The sequence below is a fragment of the Citrobacter sp. wls708 genome, from assembly GCF_005281255.1.
GTDB classification, from domain to species: domain Bacteria; phylum Pseudomonadota; class Gammaproteobacteria; order Enterobacterales; family Enterobacteriaceae; genus Citrobacter; species Citrobacter werkmanii.
In genome coordinates this window covers 144,282-163,158 of sequence record NZ_SZXE01000015.1, presented here as the reverse complement: position 1 = coordinate 163,158, position 18,877 = coordinate 144,282, and the positions used below count along the sequence as shown (strand labels likewise).

Genomic DNA, 18,877 nt, shown 5'->3' with positions numbered 1-18,877 from the left:
GATGTTTAATCGTATTCGAATTTCGACCACGCTGTTTTTGATTTTAATCCTCTGCGGTGTTTTGCAGATTGGCAGTAATGGCTTGTCCTTCTGGGCATTTCGGGACGGTTTTCAAAACCTGAATCAGGTCGAACGGAGTAACCAACAACGCGCTGCGCTGGCCCAAACCCGCGCTGTGTTATTACAGGCCAGTACGGCCCTTAATAAGGCAGGAACGCTGACTGCACTGAGCTATCCGCCAGAGGATATCAAAGCCTTGATGACGCTTGCGCGCGATAGCCTGGCGCAGTCAGAGTCAATGTTTAAACGCTTTATGGCGACGTCGGATACCACAGAACAAGAGAAGGCGCTGATTGGCGCGACGGAGAAAAGCTTTAGCCAATGGCACAGCGATCTGGTTCATCAGGCAACCTGGCTTGAGAACAACCAATTGTCAGATTTTCTGACCGCGCCGGTGCAGGCTTCGCAAGCTGCTTTTGATGCGAATGTTAATGCGTGGCAGAGCAGCATTGACCGCGTGTTGCAAACAGCAGGGGATCTCAGCCAGCGAAATTATCATATGTCGGGGGTGATTTTCGCCGTCATGGTGGTACTGGCGGTGCTGTTAACCAGTGCGGCGTTGTACTGGTCGCGCAAGATGATTGTCCAGCCGCTGGCGATTATCGGCAGCCATTTCGACAGCATTGCCGCAGGTAACCTGGCACGGCCGGTAGCAGTTTATGGTCGCAATGAGATCTCGGCCATTTTTGCCAGTCTGAAGAAGATGCAGCAGGCGCTGCGTGAAACAGTGAGTGAAGTTCGCCAGGGTAGCTCAGCCATGCACAGTGGCATTTCAGAGATCGCGATGGGCAATAACGATTTGTCTTCACGAACTGAACAGCAGGCGGCTGCACTGGCGCAAACGGCCGCCAGTATGGAACAACTCACTGCCACCGTTGGGCAGAATGCGGATAACGCGCGCCAGGCTTCAGGAATTGCTAAAAGTGCGGCAGACACAGCCCATAAAGGCGGCGAACAGACGTCGCGGGTCGCCAGTACTATGCATGAGATTTCCGCCAGCTCGCAGAAAATTGGCGACATTATCGGGGTGATTGACAGCATTGCCTTTCAGACCAATATCCTGGCGCTGAATGCCGCTGTAGAGGCTGCACGAGCGGGGGAACAGGGGCGCGGTTTTGCCGTTGTTGCTGGAGAAGTGCGCAATCTGGCCAGCCGGAGCGCACAGGCAGCAAAGGAAATTAAGGGACTGATTGAGGAATCTGTCACCCGGGTTCATCAGGGATCGCAGTTGGTCGATATGGCCGCGCGCACGATGACAGAAATTGTCAGCTCTGTGACCCGGGTGAACGACATCATGGGGGAGATTGCCTCGGCGTCTGATGAACAGCGCAGAGGTATTGAACAGGTGGCGCAGGCCGTCAGCCAGATGGACTCCGTGACGCAGCAAAACGCCGGGCTGGTGGAAGAAGCCGCATCCGCCACCGGACAACTCGCCACGCAGGCCGATCATCTTTCTGCCTGTGTCGCATTTTTTAAGCTTGAAGAGCAAAACGTAGCAAAACAAGAGTTGGCGCAACCGCAGGTTGTGCCCGTTGTATCCTGAATGTGATTGAGAAGGCGCTATGACATCATCTCTGCCCTCCGGGCAAACGTCATTATTGTTACAGATGACACAGCGCCTCGCGCTGTCTGACGCGCATTTTCGTCGGATATGTCAATTAATCTACCAGCGTGCGGGGATCGTACTGGCCGACCATAAGCGGGACATGGTTTATAACCGCCTGGTCCGCCGTCTGCGAACCCTGGGTCTGGATGACTTTGGTCGCTATCTCAGCATGCTGGAAGCTAACCAGAACAGTGCTGAGTGGCAGGCTTTTATTAATTCTCTGACCACCAACCTGACCGCGTTTTTTCGCGAAGGGCATCATTTTCCGGTGCTGTCGGATCATGCTCGTCGGCGTAGCGGTGAATACCGCGTCTGGAGCGCGGCGGCGTCAACCGGAGAAGAGCCGTACAGCATCGCCATTACGCTCGCCGATACCTTAGGTATGGCGCCGGGCCGCTGGCGTGTTTTTGCCAGCGACATTGATACCGAAGTGCTGGAAAAGGCGAGAAGCGGTATTTACCGCCTTGATGAGCTAAAGACGCTGTCACCCCAGCAGTTGCAGCGTTATTTCATGCGCGGCACCGGACCGCATGAAGGGCTGGTACGCGTCCGGCAGGAACTGGCGGGGCATGTTGAATTTTCCAGCGTGAATTTACTGGATAAGCAGTACAACGTGCCTGGGCCCTTCGATGCCATATTTTGCCGTAACGTAATGATCTACTTCGATAAAACGACGCAACAGGACATATTGCACCGTTTTGTTCCACTTCTTAAACCAGATGGGCTGCTGTTCGCAGGTCATTCAGAAAACTTTAGCAACCTCGTGCGCGAGTTTAGCCTGCGTGGACAGACCGTGTATGCGCATGCGCCAGGTAAGGATAAAGCATGAGTAAAATCAGGGTGTTGTCGGTTGATGATTCTGCATTGATGCGTCAAATCATGACCGAAATTATTAACAGCCACAGTGATATGGAAATGGTGGCGACGGCACCAGATCCGTTGGTCGCCCGGGATTTAATCAAAAAATACAATCCCGACGTACTGACGCTGGATGTGGAGATGCCGCGCATGGACGGTCTCGACTTTCTTGAGAAGTTGATGCGTCTGCGTCCGATGCCGGTCGTCATGGTCTCTTCTCTGACCGGTAAAGGTTCAGAGGTCACGTTGCGGGCGCTGGAGTTGGGGGCGATTGATTTTGTCACTAAACCGCAGTTGGGGATCCGTGAAGGGATGCTGGCCTACAGCGAAATGATCGCGGAGAAGATCCGCACTGCGTCGCGGGCAAAACTGGCGGCTCATAAACCCATGGCAGCACCAACGACCTTGAAAGCAGGGCCATTACTCAGTTCGGAAAAATTGCTGGTGATTGGCGCCTCAACCGGAGGAACAGAGGCAATTCGCCATGTACTCCAGCCATTGCCGCTTTCAAGTCCAGGTATTCTTATCACCCAGCATATGCCGCCAGGATTTACCCGCTCGTTCGCCGAACGTCTGAACAAACTGTGTCAGATCACGGTGAAAGAAGCCGAAGACGGGGAACGCGTTCTCCCGGGGCATGCGTATATTGCGCCCGGTGACAAACATATGGAGCTGGCGCGTAGCGGCGCGAACTACCAAATCAAAATTCATGACGGCCCGCCGGTTAACCGGCACCGGCCTTCAGTGGATGTGCTGTTCCATTCGGTGGCAAAACATGCGGGGCGTAATGCGGTGGGAGTGATCCTGACCGGCATGGGCAACGACGGCGCCGCCGGAATGTTAGCGATGAACCAGGCTGGCGCCTGGACCATTGCGCAAAATGAAGCAAGTTGTGTGGTGTTCGGCATGCCGCGCGAGGCCATCAATATGGGTGGCGTAAGCGAAGTGGTCGATCTTAGCCAGGTAAGCCAGCAAATGCTGGCGAAAATCAGTGCCGGACAGGCAATACGTATTTGAATCAGGAGTCTATTTTTTATGGCGGATAAAGAGCTTAAGTTTTTGGTTGTGGATGACTTTTCCACCATGCGTCGCATCGTGCGTAACCTGCTCAAAGAGCTGGGGTTCAACAATGTTGAAGAGGCGGAAGACGGCGTGGATGCGCTGAATAAGCTGCAGACTGGGGGATTCGGTTTTGTCATTTCCGACTGGAACATGCCGAATATGGACGGCCTGGAACTGCTGAAAACCATTCGTGCAGATGGCGGAATGTCTTCCCTGCCAGTGCTGATGGTCACGGCAGAAGCGAAGAAAGAAAACATTATTGCGGCAGCACAGGCAGGCGCCAGTGGTTATGTCGTTAAACCGTTTACGGCGGCGACGCTGGAAGAAAAACTCAATAAGATCTTTGAGAAACTGGGCATGTGAGGGTGTGATAATGATGATGCAACCACAAATTAAACCTGCTGACGAACACTCAGCAGGGGACATCATCGCGCGCATCGGCAGTTTGACCCGAATGCTGCGCGACAGCCTGCGCGAACTGGGGCTGGATCAGGCTATTGCCGAAGCGGCGGAAGCGATTCCCGATGCCCGCGATCGTCTCGATTACGTTGTGCAAATGACTGCACAGGCGGCAGAGCGCGCGCTGAACAGCGTGGAAGCTTCGCAACCGCACCAGGACGCGATGGAAAAAGGGGCCAAAGAGCTGACAAAACGCTGGGATGAATGGTTCGAAAATCCGATCGAGCTGTCTGACGCCCGGGAACTGGTCACCGACACCCGTCAGTTTCTTGGTGACGTGCCCGGACATACCAGCTTCACCAATGCCCAGTTGCTGGACATCATGATGGCGCAGGATTTCCAGGACCTCACCGGTCAGGTCATCAAGCGTATGATGGATGTTATCCAGGAGATTGAACGTCAGCTGCTGATGGTTCTGCTGGAAAACATTCCGGAGCAGGGCGCTCGTCCAAAACGTGAAAACGAAAGCTTGCTGAACGGCCCACAGGTTGACACCTCAAAAGCCGGCGTGGTGGCAAGTCAGGATCAGGTTGACGACCTGCTGGATAGTCTCGGGTTCTGATTGTTGCGCGAGTCCCCTCAGGCCGCAGAGTAGGTCTGAGGGGAAAGTTCTCAGCGTAAATCCATTTTAACGGTCATGTTGCCTTCAAAGCTTCCTGGTTCCGGGCGGCTGGCGGTGGTAGAGACCGGCGCGGCCGTCATGTTAATTATGCCATTTCCCTGTTCATCCAGCGTAACCGGAAAGTCCACAGAACCATCCAGTACTACGTTCTGATTATTTGCATCAAACATTCTGATACCGAGATCGTTTCTGCCAATCAGTTTGGCGATGTAGGACTGACTACCCTCTACCACGCCCTGATCGGCGGTCAACGTCAGCTTAATCTTGTCGCTGTTGCTGATGGCGGGGCCGTCACAATGGTAGGCGATATCGACATCTTTCAGCGTATAGCCTTTTGGCGGTTGACCCTGGTTAACAAACTGACTGCTGATAATACTCCCCATATCAACCTCAATGGTGCTTCCAGCATTAATCGTACAACTGAGAGGGGCGGTAAGCTTACCGCTCAGCCAGATATTGGACACCAGTTGAGCATCGGTGTTGCGGCATGAACCATTTCCTGTATACAGACAGGCATAGCTTTGCACAACCAGCGTGGGGTTGATGATCTCTTCACCCAGAATCGGTTTTTTAATGTACAGATAAAAGCGAATCACGCTGAGCTTGAACTTTCGTTTGACCGTTGCGCCACCGGTCGGTCGCGTTTCGTTGTTACAGACATCTGCCGTCCCTTCCGACAGTTTTTGGTCTGCCTTTTGACTGCCCATATTGCCGATTGGGGTCGGGTACTCGGTGATTTTGATCTCACTTAACCCCATGCCATCGGGATTGTCGATAGCGTCGTTAAATCCCGAAACCTTGATATCCAGGTTCTCTGTTAAGACTCCGTATCCACTGACGCCTGCCGTCAGCGGACTACCGGCGAAGTTGTATTCATAAATCATCGATGCTGATGTGGTATTGGCGGGACATGTGCAATTGGCTTCGATCTCAGTCCCGGTACCTGGCATGTAGCTCCCCGTTAAGTATGAATAATTTGTGTTGTTTTCTGTGCTGCTGAGTTCATGCTCATATGACACTGAATAGTCAGCAGATGCTCCAAAGCAATTTGTTAATAGCGTTATCGCAGCCTGGACTGAGGCTGGCAATATAAAGAGAACCGAGGTCAATACGACCGCAAAAATGTGGCGCATATGTTATTCCTGTTTGCAAATGGCCTGAGTAGAGAGAATCCCTGCGAGATTCGCAGCGTGTTCGGGCTCAGGGAGTACCACGCTGGCATGGCATTGTTGTTCACGAGCCTTACCCCATTGAATGGTTATCGGAAAGGTCGCCGGAACCCCTGCGAGGTAGACGGTGCCGGTATCATCAACGATGCCGAGAATTGAGGCATTATCGACGGAGACCATTGCACCGAAAGGAATCACTTGTTCCCTGGCATTGGTGAGATGGAGAAGCGCCCGATAACCGATGTGCGCGACAAAGTTTGCCGCCACCGCTGCGCTACGGCTTGGAATGACGGTTGTGGCAGTTGCATCGGTATCTACATCATCCGGCAGGCTGGTGGTATCAATTCGGATGCTGTTTTTCTGATACGGCGTCAGGGAGGGGATGACAGCATTACCCTGCCAGTCGGTGCGTATACCGCGCTGATTCTGAAAGCGGATGCCTTTTGCCCCTTGAGCAGAGACTATGGCAAACTGATCGCCCAATGGTTGAGAAAAGGTGATGCCGTGAGGATGGGCGACAATCGCGCCGCTGGCACCCAGATTCAACTGTTGCGAGCGGTCCGATGAAGTGTAATAGCCGGCGTTCAAACTGGCGTATTGCGAGCGGTAGCTGCTGTACAGACTGCTGGTATCTTCGCCGTCGTGATTGCTGTGGCTTTGCTGCAGGGAATAGCTCAGACGCTGATCGTCAAGTAGCGTGCCGTTCAACCCGATATTATGGCGGGTATAGCCATGTTTGCTGCTGCTGACGTTATAGGTCGACCATGCGTTGGGCAACCAGCGGCTGAGAGGCACGCTGAGTCCAAAGGCGATCATCTGATCGTCTTGTCGATCGCTGGTTTTACTGTAGGTATAAGTCAGATGATAGCTAATCCCATTTATTGTCGTATTTACTCCGGCAGACAGGCTGCGTTCAGTTTCTGAGGTCCCCCAGTAGTCCTGCTGATAACCGTTCAGGTAGATGCTGCTGCCCAGCAATGTTTGGCTGATGCTGGCCTGAATTCGGTTGCGTTTGTTATAGCTGAACATCAGGTCATCTTCATTACCGCTGTATTTCTTATTGGCATCACTGAAGCTGTAATAGCCCTGCGTAGAATAGCGATAGCTGGCGAGCGTGAAGTTGGTGGCGGTACGCTCGATCTTGCCCGAGTAAAGCAGGCGATACGACTGACCGGAACTTGTTTGATCATTATCCAGCGTGGCTCTGGCTGCCGTGACGTCAGCCGAAAGGGCGCCCAACTCGCCCAGTGCTATACCGATCCCGGCGTTCGCAGCCTGATAATCACCAGAAGAGGTGACTCCGCCGAACAGCGTTGCGGCATTGTTCAAACCGTAGATAAAACTGGCCTGGGCGAATTCGGGTTCTTTCTCGTCGCTGCTGCTGGCCGCCCGGTAACGGGCCGCGGTGACTTCGTATTTTATCCTGCCGGGACGTAACATCACGGCGGTGCTGGAGTAAGGTTGGGTAAAATGATGCTCTGTGCCGTCGGCTTCTTTTACCGTGATATCCAGATCGCCGCTGTTGGTTGTCGAGTAGAGATCGGAAATCTCAAAAGCCCCCGGGGCAACGTTTTGCTGGTAGATCAAATAGCCATTTTGCCGAATGGAGACTTCCGCATTTGAACTGGCGATCCCGCGTACAACGGGCGCGTAGCCGCGCTGGCTGAACGGTAACATTTCGTCATCGGAGGCCAGATTTACACCTGTGTACTGAATACTGTCGAAGACATCGCCACGGGTGCTGTTTTCACCCGCGGTAAACTGGCTGCGTAGCACATCAATATCATGCTGCAGATAGGTATTAATGGCATTCCAGGCATTGATGCTTTCAGCTTTGCTCCAGGTGGAATAGTTGCGTACCCGCCACCCGCCCAGGTTAAGACCACTACGCAGATTGAGGTACTGGCTGTCAGAGGTATTATGGTTACCGTCACGGGTCTGTGAACCTGAATAACTGTAATCCGTAAACAGAACCGGTACGCCGTCATCCCACAGTGACGGGTCAATACCATCCCTGGCCGGATTCGCAATGGCGGCCTGCGGCATGCTGATATTGAGCGTCATCGTGGAAAAGTCGAGCGATGATGAGGCTTGCGGGATGTAATACCCCAGAGGGTGTGGGAGAGGTACATTCGCTGGCGCATCCGCAAGTGCTGGATAGTTCTCAATTTTAACGCCCCAGTGGCGCAGCATTTCCGGCGTGAACTGTGCCTGAAGCGTACCATCTGTGGCACTTGTATAGGTAACCGGTTCTTCACCCAGCAACGTCTTATTGAGCTGTAGCCGCGAAGGCCAGGTACCGGGCAGTTGCGCATTTTCGCGGGAGAAAAGCGACAAATCGATATCCTGTTGCGAGAGTTCGTTGCCCTCCAGTGATGAAGAGGAAAAGGAATATTCCCGTGCGAAAGCATGGCCTGAAACGACAAATGCAATGCTGAGAAGACCGCGGATTAGCAGCGACAGCCTCGAAGGAGCAAACGTAGAACGTCGCAACATTAACCCCCCTTGCTCAACGGGGCCGAGTATTGTTGCGAGGCATTTCCGTAGTCGGTAATGCAGTGCCAGGTAACCTGATCACCGTTAGCTTGCAAGGGCAGCGGGAAAGTGGCGGTGCTGAAAGGTGCCACCATATCCGCCTTCGGAAGTGAAACTGCGCCCAAGTGTAAGCTATCGAAAACCGTATAGAAGGCGTTATTATTCGTTACCTGTAACTGGTTACCTGAACGCACAAACTGTAACTTCTCGCAGCTTTGTGCCGGTGAACCCGTAATATTTTTAGGGCGCCAGAGCAGTTTGAGACGGGTTTTATAGATTAGCCGAAGAATATTTTTACTTTCATTTTCTTTGGTGGTAGCCGGAATAGTGCGCACGTTCATATAAAACAGCGATTCTTTATTCTCTGGCAGTGGCGTGCCGTTCCAGGTGATACGCAGGCTCTGCTCTTTTTGCGCGTTGAGGCGAAAAAGCGGCGGGGTAACGATAAAAGGTCCGCGCGTCTTCTCATCCCCCGTATCGGTCCACGACTGAATTAACCATGGCAGTTGCGTGTCAGTATTAGTCAGCGCCAGCGCGACCTCTTTTTTGTTAGCGTCAAAAATAATCCGTGTGCGGCCAACCTGAATTCCACTCGCCGGACAAAAACACGAGTAAAAGAGAGGAGGGAATAATGCCACCATAATAAGGATGCGCATAAAATGGACCCGTAATAGGTTAAATATTATCGATGGTATTAAGCGCCTGGAAGTATTCCAGGCGTAAAAACAGAAAGTGTTAGCGATATAAAATATTAATTGTCATGTCCGCATCAGCCGGGCCAGCGGTGACTTCTTTTGCGAACGATTTATAGCGAGCCTGAAGGTGAGCCTGAATGGTATCGGTGGACTCTGTTGATAGCGGAATATAAACTTGCCCCTCTGAACCATCGAAGGCCAACAATGTTGTTGGTGAGTTGATCGGGCTAAGTGCAATACCCACTCCGGTAGCTGCCGTCTCTCCTGCGGTCGTGATCTGACTGACGTCAAGAAGCGTATTGGACTTGGTTAATGCGGTAGGGCCATTAAAGGTTAACTGCACGGAAGTCAGACCTTCAGTCGTCACCGGACAGTCAGTCAGTTTTATATCGACATCAACCAGATCTGTTTCTGTACCTACAGTGGTAAATAATGATGTCGGCCACGTACCCAGCGGTATAGTGCTGTCCGTACCATCATCTCCATCAATGACACAACTTGGTTCAATAATTTCTCCGGTAAAATGAATCGTCCCTGCATTCATTTCTGCGGCTAATACATTAAATGAATATGCTGACAGCAGAGCAAAAAATACAGCGCTTTTCTTCATCTTCATGATTTGATAATCCCTGTAAGTGTTAATATTTTATTCCATAAAAATATGGGTGTAGCTCAACGGTAATATTATTCGGCCGCCAGTATACATGAGGTTTAATCGTTGTGGAGTAGGGTGGGGTTAAGTGGGTTATAATTAAAGCTTATGATTTTTTATTTTATTATTGAGTCTGAAGGGAATGATATATAATGTGATTATGTTAAGCATTTCTTATATTGCTTTCTTCTAAAACTTAGGCGGAATTGCTATTTTTTTATTCGATTTTGTTCTGTTAACAGAGTTATGTTCGTCTTTTTTTAATGTTTCTTAATTCAGAAATTAATAAATATTATGCTGTGAAAGCGATTTTAGCCGACGATGAGACGATATTGCGCAGGATCTATCCGCCGGGTAAACCCCGAAAAGAGCATGATTGCGCGGTTTTTTCTCGCCATTGCTTACGGACCATGCTGGCATGATAAGTCAGACGTAATGGGTAACGAGCACGTACTGTGGCAGAAGAAAGCGACGACGACAAAACAGAAGCCCCCACACCCCACCGACTTGAAAAAGCACGGGAGGAAGGGCAGATCCCCCGATCCAAGGAGCTGACTTCACTGCTTATTTTGCTGGTGGGAGTGTGCATTATCTGGATTGGTGGGGAGTCGCTGGCCCGCAGACTGGCTGGCATGCTGTCGGCTGGGCTACGGTTTGACCACAGTATGGTCAATGACCCCAATCTGATCCTCAGCCAAATCATCCTGCTGATTAAAGACGCGATGATTGCGCTGTTGCCGTTGATTACTGGCGTCGTTCTGGTGGCATTGATCTCACCCGTGATGCTTGGTGGCTTGATCTTCAGTGGTAAATCTCTGCAACCCAAGTTCTCTAAGTTGAATCCGCTGCCAGGCATTAAACGCATGTTTTCCGCGCAAACCGGTGCCGAACTACTCAAAGCGATACTGAAGTCCACGTTAGTGGGAAGCGTGGCCGGATTTTATCTCTGGCATAACTGGCCGGCGATGATGCGGCTGATGGCGGAATCACCGATTACGGCGATGGGCAATGCCCTGGATTTAGTCGGTATGTGCGCGCTGTTGGTGGTGCTGGGCGTCATTCCCATGGTCGGGTTCGACGTTTTTTTCCAGATTTATAGCCATCTGAAAAAGCTGCGCATGTCGCGTCAGGATATCCGTGACGAATTTAAGCAAAGCGAAGGTGACCCGCACGTTAAGGGCAAAATACGCCAAATACAGCGCGCGGCGGCACAGCGTCGCATGATGGCGGATGTACCGAAAGCGGACGTCATTGTGACCAACCCCACGCACTACTCGGTGGCGTTGCAGTATGACGAGAACAAAATGAGCGCGCCGAAAGTTGTTGCCAAAGGCGCGGGGCTGGTGGCGTTACGCATTCGTGAGATTGGCGCCGAGCATCGTGTCCCCACGCTAGAAGCACCACCACTGGCGCGTGCGTTATATCGTCATGCAGAGATTGGTCAGCAAATACCGGGGCAATTATATGCCGCCGTCGCCGAAGTGCTGGCATGGGTATGGCAGTTAAAACGCTGGCGTCTGGCAGGCGGCAATCCGCCACCACAACCTGAAAACCTTCCGGTGCCTGACGCACTGGATTTCCTGAACGAGAAGAATACTGATGGCTAATCTGGTCGCGATGCTGCGCCTGCCCGGCAACCTCAAATCCACGCAATGGCAAATCCTTGCCGGGCCGATCCTCATTCTGCTGATCCTGTCGATGATGGTGCTGCCGCTGCCGGCTTTCATCCTCGATCTGCTGTTCACGTTTAATATTGCGCTGTCGATCATGGTGCTGTTGGTGGCGATGTTTACACAGCGCACGCTTGAGTTTGCTGCATTCCCGACGATTTTGCTGTTCACCACATTATTGCGCCTGGCCCTGAACGTCGCGTCGACGCGTATCATTTTGATGGAAGGACATACCGGTGCGGCCGCGGCGGGGAAGGTGGTTGAAGCCTTTGGCCACTTCCTGGTGGGGGGTAACTTTGCCATCGGGATCGTGGTTTTCGTTATTCTCGTCATCATTAACTTTATGGTTATTACCAAAGGCGCCGGTCGTATCGCTGAAGTTGGCGCACGCTTCGTGCTGGATGGTATGCCCGGCAAGCAGATGGCGATTGATGCCGACTTAAATGCCGGACTGATTGGCGAAGATGAAGCCAAAAAACGCCGTTCGGAAGTGACGCAGGAAGCGGACTTCTACGGTTCGATGGATGGTGCGAGTAAATTCGTACGCGGAGATGCCATCGCCGGTATTTTGATCATGGTGATCAACGTGGTTGGCGGCCTGTTGGTCGGGGTGCTACAGCATGGTATGAGCATGGGCAGCGCCGCGGAAAGTTATACCCTGCTGACTATCGGTGACGGCCTGGTCGCGCAGATCCCCGCGCTGGTTATCTCAACGGCGGCGGGTGTTATCGTGACCCGCGTGAGTACCGACCAGGATGTAGGCGAACAGATGGTGACCCAACTGTTCAGTAATCCAAGCGTTATGCTGCTTAGTGCAGCGGTGCTGGGTTTGCTGGGCCTGGTACCTGGTATGCCAAACCTGGTATTTTTGATGTTTACCGCCGCATTACTCGGCCTGGCCTGGTGGATGCGTGGTCGCGAACTCAAAGCGCCTGCTGAACCTCAGCCGGTAAAAATGCCGGAAAATAACTCTGTGGTGGAAGCCACCTGGAACGATGTGCAACTGGAGGATTCACTGGGAATGGAGGTGGGTTATCGCCTGATCCCAATGGTGGATTTTCAGCAGGATGGCGAGCTACTGGGGCGAATTCGCAGTATTCGTAAGAAATTTGCCCAGGATATGGGCTTCCTGCCGCCGGTGGTCCACATTCGTGACAATATGGATCTGCAACCCGCCCGCTATCGCATTCTGATGAAAGGGGTGGAAATCGGCAGCGGGGACGCCTATCCCGGACGTTGGCTGGCTATTAACCCGGGGACGGCGGCAGGTTCGTTGCCGGGAGAGAAAACGGTCGATCCGGCTTTCGGTCTGGACGCTATCTGGATTGAGAGCGCATTGAAGGAACAGGCGCAGATTCAGGGCTTTACGGTGGTTGAAGCCAGTACCGTTGTCGCTACGCATCTGAATCACCTGATTGGTCAGTTTGCCGCTGAGCTGTTCGGGCGTCAGGAAGCGCAACAGCTACTGGACCGCGTCTCACAGGAGATGCCAAAACTGACCGAAGATCTGGTCCCTGGGGTTGTGACGCTGACCACACTGCACAAAGTGCTGCAGAACTTACTGGACGAAAAAGTACCGATTCGCGATATGCGCACCATTCTTGAAACGCTGGCTGAACATGCGCCGCTGCAAAACGATCCGCATGAGCTTACTGCGGTAGTCCGTGTTGCGCTGGGGCGCGCCATCACCCAGCAATGGTTCCCGGGTAATGAAGAGGTTCAGGTTATTGGTCTTGATACCCCGCTTGAACGTTTGCTGCTGCAAGCATTACAGGGCGGCGGCGGTCTGGAGCCTGGTCTGGCAGACAGGCTGCTGGCCCAAACTCAGGAAGCGCTCTCCCGTCAGGAAATGTTGGGTGCGCCGCCGGTATTGCTGGTTAATCACGCGTTGCGCCCGTTACTGGCACGCTTTTTACGCCGCAGCATACCGCAACTGGTGGTGTTATCGAACATGGAGCTTTCCGATAACCGCCATATTCGTATGACGGCGACCATTGGAGGTAAATAATGCGTAACTTACTGTGGCTGTTGCTTTTTCCTTTGGTGGCGCAGGCGGCCGGAGAAGGGGCATGGCAGGCGAGCGGAATGGGCATCACCTTAAACCACCGTGGCCAGTCAGCCTCGTCCGCACCACTGGTTCCCAGTCAGCCCGTCTCGGGTTTGATGACCCTGGTGGCGTGGCGCTATGCGCTTAATGGCCCAACCCCAGCGGGGTTACGTGTGCGTTTATGTTCTCAGTCCCGCTGTGTCGAGCTGGACGGACAAAGTGGCACCACCAACGGGTTTAATAATGTTCCCGCCATCGAACCGATGCATTTTGTCTGGGAAGTTCCCGGCGGCGGTCGTCTGATCCCCGCCTTACAAGTACAGAGCAATCAGGTAATAGTAAACTATCGTTAACGCCTTCCTTCATTAGGCCAGCAGCAGAAACTGCTGGCTGCTTCGCAATTTTAGCCCACCGCTTTGATTAAAAAGAAACGCTGTTTTATAAAATTGGTGACATACGTTGCCGGACTCTTTGTGCTGTTGCCATTTCGCGAACATCCCTGGCAGAAACAGAAAGGTTTCACTTCCTGTTAGCTTTTACTGTGACCCTGTAAGGACGCCCAATATCAACGCGAGGATTGCGGGGCCTCCCAATAATGTGCAGGGGTAACGGCAATGAAGACACGTAAAATCGGACTGGTTAACTATTTTGCCTACGGTTCGGGGGATTTTTTGGGCGCAGGCACCACGGCATTAACCGCCGCCTGGCTGCTCTATTTTTACACTACGTTTTGTGGCCTGACGCCTATCGAGGCGACCTTCATTTTTGCCACCGCCAGGGTGCTGGATGCCGTGGTTAGCCCGTTAATGGGTTTTTTAACCGATAACTTTGGTTCCACCTGGCTCGGTAAACGCTTCGGGCGACGTAAGTTTTTTATTCTGTTGGGGATCCCCTGCGTCTTTAGCTACTCGCTGATGTGGGTGGGTGACATGGGTTTCTGGTACTACCTGCTGACCTATCTGATTTTTGACGTGGTCTACACCATGATTCTGGTGCCTTATGAAACGCTGGTGCCCGAAATGACCGATGACTTCAAACAGAAAACCAAGTTTTCCGGCGCGCGTATTTCGATGGCGCAAATGTCAGCTATTCTGGCCTCGTTCTTACCCGGCGTTCTGCTGACGCTGTTTGGCAAAGATAACCCGGTGTCTTTTTTCTACGCCAGCCTGGTGTTCTCTGTGCTGTGCGCGCTGATGCTGATTTTCGTCTGGTTCTTTACCTGGGAGCGCCCACGTGCTGAGTGGACTGAAGCCGCGCTGCGAGCCGAAGAAGAGAAGAAAAAGCTGACCTTTAGCCAAAGCATGACCCGTCTGTTTGTTGAACTGAGTTCAACACTGCGCATCCGAATCTTCCGCCAGCATTTAGGAATGTATCTCGGCGGCTATATAGCGCAGGACGTTTTTAACGCCGTCTTTACTTACTATGTGGTGTTTGTGCTGATGCAGGAAGCCTCGATGGCGTCAAACCTGCTGGGAACGATGGCTATCTTCCAGTTCATTGCCGTTATCGCCATGATCCCATTGTGTATCCGCTTTGGACCCGCGCCATCATACCGGATGGTGGTTGTCCTGTTTGGCGCGAGCTCTCTCTCTTATGCGCTGCTTTACTATGCCGGGTTAAGCGATGTTTATTCTCTGTTGCTGCTGGTCTCTGCCATTGCGGGTCTGGGACGCGGCGGTATCAATTATGTCCCCTGGAATACCTACACCTATATTGCTGACGTTGACGAAGTGATTACCGGCCAGCGCCGGGAAGGGATCTTCGCCGGCATTATGACGTTAACGCGTAAGGCGTCACAGGCGGGAGCGGTGATGCTGGTTGGGATTGTCATGCAGATGTCCGGTTTTGTCTCCGGTCACAGCGTACAACCCGCGGCGGTCAGCCATACCATTTTGTTAATTCTGAGCTGCGGTACGCTAATTGTTCTGGCGCTGGGTTTCCTGGTTTCCTTGCGCTTCAAACTGAACCTGCAAACCCACAGTACCCTACGTGAAGAGACCGCAAAAATGCGGGCATCGGGACGCCCCGTGCCGGAAGGGCTCTCCGCCAAAGGCCGCGCGACCGTAGAGATGCTGTCGGGCATGCCATATGAATCACTTTGGGGCAACAACAATATTGGTTACCTGAATCGTAATAAGCCAGCAGCACCGAAACTGGAAAAGGGTGCCGCATTGAATTCGACATTGACAGAGGTGAAGTAAATGATTGTTTACCCGGTTAAACACAGCCCGTTATTGCGTCAACCAGACCATTTTATTGCCAGGGATGAATTAAAAACGTTGATCAAAAAGGTGACGCATAACCTGGTCAATATTCATGATGAGACAGGCGAATTCCTGCTGCGTCTGGACGACGGCCGCGTTATTGATACCAAAGGCTGGGCGGGATGGGAGTGGACGCACGGCGTCGGCCTGTACGGGATGTATCAGTATTATCAGCAAACCGGCGATGAAACGATGCGCGATATCATCGATAGCTGGTTTGCCGATCGCTTTGCTGAAGGTGCGACCACCAAAAACGTCAACACTATGGCGCCGTTTTTAACGCTGGCGTATCGCTATGAAGAGACGCGTAACCCCGCGTATCTGCCGTGGCTCGACAGCTGGGCTGAGTGGGCCAAGCATGATATGCCGCGTACCGAATTCGGCGGTATGCAGCACATTACGCTGGCGGAAGAGAATCATCAGCAAATGTGGGATGACACGTTGATGATGACGGTTTTGCCACTGGCGAAAATCGGCAAGTTGCTCAACCGTCCAGAATATATCGAAGAGGCAACCTATCAGTTCCTGCTGCATGTGCAGAACCTGATGGATAAAGAAACGGGGCTGTGGTTCCACGGCTGGAGCTATGAAGGGCGGCATAATTTTGCCAACGCCCGCTGGGCGCGTGGTAACAGCTGGTTAACTATCGTGATCCCGGACTTCCTCGAACTGCTCGATTTACCAGAAAACAGTGCCGTTCGCCGCTATCTGGTGCAGGTCCTGCACGCGCAAATCGCGGCGCTGGCAAGGTGCCAGGATGAAAGTGGATTGTGGCACACGCTGCTGGACGATCCGCAGTCGTATCTGGAAGCGTCAGCTACCGCCGGATTTGCGTATGGGATCCTCAAAGCAGTACGTAAACGCTATGTCGGTCAAGATTATGCCGCGGTGGCCGAAAAAGCCATCAGAGGCATTGTGCAACATATCTCACCAGAAGGTGAATTGATGCACACCTCGTTTGGTACCGGAATGGGGCACAATCTCGATTTTTACCGCAATATCCCGCGGACCTCCATGCCATATGGACAGGCCATGGCGATACTGTGCCTTACCGAATACTTGCGTAAGTATTTTTGATCTCGTTGGCAGAGGGGGCTGCCGCTAACGGACCTGATTGTTGATTCACCTCTGTTTGCGCGGCATTATCCTGCGGCGCAAACAGATGATCCATGATTTGCCGCATGACCGGCGCGGCGGTAACACCGTCGCTGCCGCCGTTTTCGAGGATTAACGCCACGGCGACTTTCGGGTTCTTATAGGGCGCAAAAGCGGTATAAAACACATGGTCGCGCAAACGGACAGGAATCATTTTCGCATTGTAGGTCTGATTTTCTTTCAGGCTGAAGACCTGCGATGTGCCACTTTTCGCCGCAATGCCGTAAGGTGCGGTGTGAAAGAACTTATACCCGGTACCGTTTGGTTCATTTGCCATGCCGAACATCGCCTGACGCACCAGCCCCCAGTAGGGTGACGACGCAGAGGCGATTTGCGACGGCGGTTCAGGAGCCTGGTATGGCGTGAGGATTTTGCCGCTTTCTTCATCGAGTAGCAGGTGAGGAGCGATGACTTTGCCGTTGTTAATCAGCGCTACCATAGCCTTTACCATCTGGATCGGCGTCGCAATCCAGTAGCCCTGGCCGATACCGACAGAAATGGTATCCCCTTGATACCATGCTTTTTTATGTACTTTCTGTTTCCATTCGCGGCTCGGGAGCAGGCCGTTATACTCTTCATCAAGATCGATACCGGTCGGTTTACCGTAACCAAACTGGCTGAGCATGCTGTTAATCCGGTCGATCCCCATCATATACGCCACCTGATAAAAGAAGGTATCGGCGGATTCTTCAATCGCTTTGGTGACGTCCAGCATACCGTGACCGGTTTTTTTCCAGTCACGATAATGTCGCTCGGTGCCGGGTAGCGTCCAGGTGGGCGCGCCGAAGAAACTGGTCTGCGGGGTGATGACGCCGTTCAGTAACGCTGACATCGCCATGTATGGTTTGACCGTGGAGGCAGGAGGGTATAACCCCTGCGTGACGCGGTTGATTAAAGGCAGGTCTTTATCCTGCAACAGCTTGTTATAGTCCTGATAGCTGATGCCTTTGACAAACGGATTGGGGTCATAGCTGGGATTGGAGACCATCGCCAGCACGGAACCATCGTGCGGATCTTCCACCAGTACTGCCGCACGCTGGCCCGCCAACAGACTCTCAATGTATTGCTGTAAATGTAAGTCCAGCGTCAGATGGATATCTTTCCCGGCAACGGGCGGCACATCCTTGATCAAGCGGACGATGCGTCCGTGGTTATCGACTTCCACCTCCTGATAACCGGTTTTTCCATGCAGTTCGTTTTCGTAATAGTGCTCAATACCCTGCTTGCCGATGTTGTGATCGGCGGCGTAGTTTTCTGCCAGACCTTTTTTATCCAGTGCTTTCAGATCGTTGTCGTTGATTTTTGAAACATAGCCAAGGACATGCGCCAGTGCGGCCCTATAGGGGTACTGGCGGTCTTCATAGCTATTGATATTGACGCCACTGAAACGAAACTGGTTAACCGAGAAGCGAGCGATTTCTACATCGGTCAGCGCATTTTTTAGCACTACCGGGCGATAACGGCTGCTGGATTTTAGCTCATGGCGGAACTGGTCAATGTCATCCGGGGTGAGGTCAACGATCGGCGTTAGCTGCCTGATTAGGGTATCCATATCGCTGATTTTATAAGGCGTAACGGAAATGTCGTACCAGGTTACGTTGCGCACCAGCGGGATGCCGTTGCGATCGTAAATCATGCCTCGCGTTGGGGCGACGGGCAGCATTTTAATGTCGTTTGCATTCGAGCGGGTGGTGTAATACTGGTGCTGACAGATTTGTAAATTGTAGAGATTGTAAATCAGGATGCCAAAACAGATAACCACAAGGCCAAAGGCCACTATCACACGCCGCTGGAAGAGTTTTTCTTCCGCCTCAAAATCTCTGAATGTCATTGACCCGTACCCGATTAATTCGCCGCCTAATGATACGGAGGCTCAAACGGGATGACAGGCAAAAAATGTTCCATATCTCTACGGAAATGTGTCATTCCTTGTGAGTTGTTACAAATTACAGTGAACGTAGCAGTTTCTCGTAGGCTGGATAAGGCGTTTACGCCGCCATCCGGCAAGGTGTTCCTTACCGCC

General features: G+C 52.5%; 15 protein-coding genes. 10 read left to right on the top strand and 5 right to left on the bottom strand.

Features of this window, described 5'->3' with window-relative positions; translation table 11 throughout:
* The first annotated feature begins 1 nt into the window (after position 1).
* The 5 genes from tap to cheZ are packed head-to-tail and all read left to right on the top strand — an operon-like array spanning position 2 to position 4,607.
* The gene (gene tap, locus FDW97_RS05960; RefSeq protein ID WP_137350761.1) at positions 2 to 1,603 is read left to right on the top strand and encodes a methyl-accepting chemotaxis protein IV; all 1,602 of its coding nucleotides are present in this window, start codon (positions 2 to 4) and stop codon (positions 1,601 to 1,603) included.
* A 19-nt stretch (positions 1,604 to 1,622) separates the two neighbouring features.
* Positions 1,623 to 2,495 (top strand): protein-glutamate O-methyltransferase CheR, encoded by an 873-nt coding sequence (cheR, locus tag FDW97_RS05955; RefSeq protein ID WP_038641472.1) that lies wholly within the window; start codon positions 1,623 to 1,625, stop codon positions 2,493 to 2,495.
* Complete coding sequence (locus FDW97_RS05950; protein ID WP_038641470.1) at positions 2,492 to 3,541, top strand: chemotaxis response regulator protein-glutamate methylesterase; 1,050 nt, start codon at positions 2,492 to 2,494, stop codon at positions 3,539 to 3,541. Before cheR ends, FDW97_RS05950 begins: the two co-directional genes overlap by 4 nt.
* A gap of 18 nt (positions 3,542 to 3,559) precedes the next feature.
* On the top strand, positions 3,560 to 3,949 hold the full coding sequence (gene cheY / locus FDW97_RS05945) for a chemotaxis response regulator CheY (protein ID WP_038641468.1): 390 nt from the start codon (positions 3,560 to 3,562) through the stop codon (positions 3,947 to 3,949).
* A 13-nt stretch (positions 3,950 to 3,962) separates the two neighbouring features.
* Positions 3,963 to 4,607 (top strand): protein phosphatase CheZ, encoded by a 645-nt coding sequence (gene cheZ, locus FDW97_RS05940; protein WP_038643245.1) that lies wholly within the window; start codon positions 3,963 to 3,965, stop codon positions 4,605 to 4,607.
* A gap of 50 nt (positions 4,608 to 4,657) precedes the next feature.
* Here cheZ and FDW97_RS05935 read toward each other — a convergent pair whose 3' ends face one another.
* The 4 genes from FDW97_RS05935 to FDW97_RS05920 form a co-directional block, all read right to left on the bottom strand.
* Positions 4,658 to 5,617 (bottom strand): fimbrial protein, encoded by a 960-nt coding sequence (locus tag FDW97_RS05935; protein WP_230592245.1) that lies wholly within the window; start codon positions 5,615 to 5,617, stop codon positions 4,658 to 4,660.
* A gap of 186 nt (positions 5,618 to 5,803) precedes the next feature.
* Positions 5,804 to 8,332, bottom strand: coding sequence for a fimbria/pilus outer membrane usher protein (locus FDW97_RS05930; protein ID WP_137350760.1), 2,529 nt, complete (start codon positions 8,330 to 8,332; stop codon positions 5,804 to 5,806).
* Positions 8,332 to 9,027, bottom strand: coding sequence for a molecular chaperone (locus FDW97_RS05925; RefSeq protein ID WP_137350759.1), 696 nt, complete (start codon positions 9,025 to 9,027; stop codon positions 8,332 to 8,334). Before FDW97_RS05925 ends, FDW97_RS05930 begins: the two co-directional genes overlap by 1 nt.
* 79 nt (positions 9,028 to 9,106) lie before the next feature.
* On the bottom strand, positions 9,107 to 9,682 hold the full coding sequence (locus FDW97_RS05920) for a fimbrial protein (protein WP_038641461.1): 576 nt from the start codon (positions 9,680 to 9,682) through the stop codon (positions 9,107 to 9,109).
* Between the two features lie 491 nt (positions 9,683 to 10,173).
* On the opposite strand from FDW97_RS05920, the gene flhB reads away from it, so the two are divergent.
* From flhB to FDW97_RS05895, 5 genes are all read left to right on the top strand, one after another.
* The gene (gene flhB / locus FDW97_RS05915; protein WP_137350758.1) at positions 10,174 to 11,325 is read left to right on the top strand and encodes a flagellar biosynthesis protein FlhB; all 1,152 of its coding nucleotides are present in this window, start codon (positions 10,174 to 10,176) and stop codon (positions 11,323 to 11,325) included.
* Positions 11,318 to 13,396 (top strand): flagellar biosynthesis protein FlhA, encoded by a 2,079-nt coding sequence (gene flhA, locus FDW97_RS05910; RefSeq protein ID WP_006684120.1) that lies wholly within the window; start codon positions 11,318 to 11,320, stop codon positions 13,394 to 13,396. The genes flhB and flhA overlap by 8 nt, the downstream gene beginning before the upstream one ends.
* Positions 13,396 to 13,788: a flagellar protein FlhE gene (flhe, locus tag FDW97_RS05905; RefSeq protein WP_085048033.1), complete on the top strand. Its 393-nt coding sequence runs from the start codon at positions 13,396 to 13,398 to the stop codon at positions 13,786 to 13,788. Before flhA ends, flhe begins: the two co-directional genes overlap by 1 nt.
* 261 nt (positions 13,789 to 14,049) lie before the next feature.
* Complete coding sequence (locus FDW97_RS05900) at positions 14,050 to 15,636, top strand: MFS transporter (protein ID WP_038641453.1); 1,587 nt, start codon at positions 14,050 to 14,052, stop codon at positions 15,634 to 15,636.
* Positions 15,637 to 16,776 (top strand): glycoside hydrolase family 105 protein, encoded by a 1,140-nt coding sequence (locus tag FDW97_RS05895; RefSeq protein WP_137350757.1) that lies wholly within the window; start codon positions 15,637 to 15,639, stop codon positions 16,774 to 16,776.
* On the opposite strand, the gene mrdA is transcribed toward FDW97_RS05895, so the two are convergent.
* Entirely contained in the window at positions 16,748 to 18,685 is a 1,938-nt protein-coding gene (mrdA, locus tag FDW97_RS05890; RefSeq protein WP_137350756.1) for a penicillin-binding protein 2, read from the bottom strand. The genes FDW97_RS05895 and mrdA overlap by 29 nt on opposite strands.
* Positions 18,686 to 18,877 lie beyond the last annotated feature (192 nt).

Coding starts and splice junctions, on each gene's coding strand:
- tap (WP_137350761.1), top strand. CDS start 2: ATGTTTAATCGTATTCGAATTTCGACCACGCTGTTTTTGATTTTAATC.
- cheR (WP_038641472.1), top strand. CDS start 1,623: ATGACATCATCTCTGCCCTCCGGGCAAACGTCATTATTGTTACAGATG.
- FDW97_RS05950 (WP_038641470.1), top strand. CDS start 2,492: ATGAGTAAAATCAGGGTGTTGTCGGTTGATGATTCTGCATTGATGCGT.
- cheY (WP_038641468.1), top strand. CDS start 3,560: ATGGCGGATAAAGAGCTTAAGTTTTTGGTTGTGGATGACTTTTCCACC.
- cheZ (WP_038643245.1), top strand. CDS start 3,963: ATGATGCAACCACAAATTAAACCTGCTGACGAACACTCAGCAGGGGAC.
- FDW97_RS05935 (WP_230592245.1), bottom strand. CDS start 5,617: ATGCCAGGTACCGGGACTGAGATCGAAGCCAATTGCACATGTCCCGCC.
- FDW97_RS05930 (WP_137350760.1), bottom strand. CDS start 8,332: ATGTTGCGACGTTCTACGTTTGCTCCTTCGAGGCTGTCGCTGCTAATC.
- FDW97_RS05925 (WP_137350759.1), bottom strand. CDS start 9,027: ATGCGCATCCTTATTATGGTGGCATTATTCCCTCCTCTCTTTTACTCG.
- FDW97_RS05920 (WP_038641461.1), bottom strand. CDS start 9,682: ATGAAGATGAAGAAAAGCGCTGTATTTTTTGCTCTGCTGTCAGCATAT.
- flhA (WP_006684120.1), top strand. CDS start 11,318: ATGGCTAATCTGGTCGCGATGCTGCGCCTGCCCGGCAACCTCAAATCC.
- flhe (WP_085048033.1), top strand. CDS start 13,396: ATGCGTAACTTACTGTGGCTGTTGCTTTTTCCTTTGGTGGCGCAGGCG.
- FDW97_RS05900 (WP_038641453.1), top strand. CDS start 14,050: ATGAAGACACGTAAAATCGGACTGGTTAACTATTTTGCCTACGGTTCG.
- FDW97_RS05895 (WP_137350757.1), top strand. CDS start 15,637: ATGATTGTTTACCCGGTTAAACACAGCCCGTTATTGCGTCAACCAGAC.
- mrdA (WP_137350756.1), bottom strand. CDS start 18,685: ATGACATTCAGAGATTTTGAGGCGGAAGAAAAACTCTTCCAGCGGCGT.